Source organism: Pseudomonas protegens (genome assembly GCF_003732485.1).
Classification (GTDB): domain Bacteria; phylum Pseudomonadota; class Gammaproteobacteria; order Pseudomonadales; family Pseudomonadaceae; genus Aquipseudomonas; species Aquipseudomonas protegens_B.
On record NZ_MOAK01000036.1, the window covers coordinates 66,877 to 69,567 of the forward strand.

2 protein-coding genes are annotated in these 2,691 nt (G+C 61.9%); one reads left to right on the plus strand and one right to left on the minus strand.

Annotated elements, in window-relative coordinates; all coding sequences use genetic code 11:
• On the plus strand, positions 1-622 hold a 622-nt coding region (locus tag BLX41_RS07240; protein WP_259744514.1), incomplete at its 5' end, for an ABC transporter substrate-binding protein.
• Positions 623-692: 70 nt separating this feature from the next.
• On the opposite strand, the gene BLX41_RS07245 is transcribed toward BLX41_RS07240, so the two are convergent.
• Complete coding sequence (locus tag BLX41_RS07245) at positions 693-2,585, minus strand: TonB-dependent receptor plug domain-containing protein (RefSeq protein WP_123724335.1); 1,893 nt, start codon at positions 2,583-2,585, stop codon at positions 693-695.
• Positions 2,586-2,691: the final 106 nt, after the last annotated feature.

Genomic DNA, 2,691 nt, shown 5'->3' on the forward strand with positions numbered 1-2,691 from the left:
TTCGGTGGGGCGTTACGGCCAACTGGATATCGAGCGCCTGCTGAGCCTCAAGCCTGATTTGCTGTTGCTCTGGCCGGGCAGTGTCGGTCCGGCCCAGCGCGATCAGTTGGCGCGCCTGGGAGTCCCCACCTTTGTTGCTGAACCCCATGACTTCCAGCAACTGACCGCGCAGATCGCCGAGATCGGCGAGCGTCTGGGTCGCCCGGCGGCTGGCCGCGAACTGGCCGCCGAGTTGAACGGGCAACTGGCCGGACTGCGCGCCCGCTATCACCGTGAACCGCCGCTGCCGGTGTTCTATCAGGTCTGGGACTCGCCGCTGTACACCGTGGGCGGTGGTCAGATCATCAGTGAAGCCTTGAGCGTTTGCGGCGCACGCAATGTGTTTGCCGAGCAGCCGCTGCCAGCGCCCCAGGTCAGTATCGAGTCGGTATTGCAGCGCAATCCGCAGGCGATCCTCGCCACCGCCCAGGGGCAGTTGGATGCCTGGAAGGCCTGGCCGCAGATCGCGGCGGTGCAGCAGGGACGGTTATTACTGGTGAGGGACAAGGGCCTGGAACGGCCCAGCGGGCAGATGATCGCGGCAACCGCCAAGCTCTGTGCCCTTATCGCGCCAGAGCGTTGAGCCCCTTCGCCGGCGGACTATGCCCTACGGAGTTCTGTAGGAGCCGGCTTGCCGGCGAAGGCGGCGGATCTTACAGCTCAGGCGTCCAGGTCACGCCGAACATCCAGGTACGGCCCTTTTCGCGGTAGTTATAGTCGTTGCCGTTGTACTCGTAGAGCGCGCGGGTATAGGACTTGTCGAAGATGTTGTCGAGTTTCAGGTCTAGCTTCACTTCCTGATTGATTGCCCAACTGCTTCGCAGTCCGAGCAGGCCGTAGCCGCCAATCGGGACCTGCTTTTTCGTGCTCAAGTCCTCACGGCTCTTGCTCACCAGTTGCCAACTGGCACCTAGTGCCAATTGGTCGAACTGCCGGTCTAGATCCAGATTCAAGGTGCGGCGGGCACGGCGCGGCAGCTGATGGCCATCCTTGCGATTGCGCGGATCAATGATGGCGGTGCCGATGCTGGTCTGCCAGCCGAACAGTTCCTGTTTCAGGGCCGCTTCGAAACCGTTGATTCTCGCTGCGCCAACGTTTTCCGGGCGTTGCGCTATGCGGTCATAAATAATTGCGTCCTTGATATCGGTGCGGTAGATCGAGGCCTCCAGGCGATTGCTTTGCGTCAGTTGGTTACGCCACTGCAATTCATAGCTCTTGGAGTGTTCCGGCTTGAGGTCGGGGTTGCTGAAGCCGGGGTAATACAGATCGCTGAAGTTGGGCGCCCGAAAACCTTCGCTATAGGACAGCAGCAGGTCATTGTCCGGGTTGAGCGGCAGGGTAAAGGTGCCGCTCCAAGTGTTCTGGCTGCCATATTGCTGGTTCTGGTCGCGGCGCAGACCCAGCTCGGTGGAGAAACTGTCACCGCGAAAGCGGTGCTGAATGAAGGCCGCCCGGTTCCAGCGGCTGTCTTCGGCAAATCGCGCCGGGCTGGTGTTGAGCCGGTCTTCGTACCAGTCAGCGCCGAGGATCAGGCTGTTGTGTTCGTCCAGGCGCAGATCGTTCTGCCAGTTCAGCGAGTCCCGGTAGGTATTGAATACGTTTCGTTCGTCACTGAGTTTGTCGCGCTTGAGGTCGCGGTTCTCGCTATGCCCAAGCTCTACTCGCGATGTCCAGTAATCATTGATGTGCGCATCGAGATAGCCGCTGACGCTGCTGACACTGAAGTCGGTGTAAGGGTCCTGGGCGAAGACGTTATAGCTTGAGTCGTAGCGCCCGAAGGGGTTGTCATAGCGCGTGCGACCACGGTTATCCAGCAGGTTGAGGCCCATCTCCAGGTCATCGTTCAGCGCATGGCTGAGGGTGAAGCTCAACGACTTGTTGCGGTAGCCATCATGGTCGGCATCGCTGGGGAACGATTCGTGGGTCCAGTCGATCCCGGCGGTTTCATCCAGGTTGGCGCCGAGGCTGAAGCGTGTCTGTTGATCTCCACCGGACAGCCCCAGGCTGCGTTCCCAGGTCTGGTTGCTGCCGGCGGCGAAACGCATGCGCCCCTGCAGCCCCGACTCGACGCCGCGCCGGGTGAAGATCTGGATCACCCCGCCAATGGCGTCGCTGCCATAGATCACTGAGCGCGAGCCACGCAGTACTTCCACCCTTTCTATCTGCTCGATACTGATGAACTGCAGGTTACTGTCGCCGCTCGATGAGCTGCTGATGCGCTGGCCGTCCAGCAGCACCAGGCTCTGGGCCGAGCTGGTGCCGCGGATGAAGATATTCGGCAGGCTGCCGCGCCCGCCGCTCTGGGCGACCTGTACCCCCGGCACCCGCTGCAGCAGGTCGGTGAGGCTGCCGGGTTGCAGGCGGTCGATGTCTTCCCGGGTGAACACGGTGTTGGCGGCGCTGCTGTCGTTGCGAGCTTCCACCTGACGGTTGGCGCTGATCAGCATCTCGGGCAGTTTCAGGGCGTGATCGCGCTCGGAGGTGTCGGCCAGCAGATCGGCGCAGGGCAGAAGGCAAAGCGGCAGGACCAGGCGAGAGAGTTTCATGGCTATTCCGTTAGCGCGGCTCGGCCTTGGCCGCAGTGTGTGAAGCCGGATAAGGAAGGGAGCAAAGGCGACGCCCGCATGGCGGGCGTGCAGCAGCGGCTACAGG

What these genes read in the sequence shown, in the direction of transcription:
- BLX41_RS07245 (WP_123724335.1), bottom strand. Translation starts at nt 2,585, where the DNA reads ATGAAACTCTCTCGCCTGGTCCTGCCGCTTTGCCTTCTGCCCTGCGCC.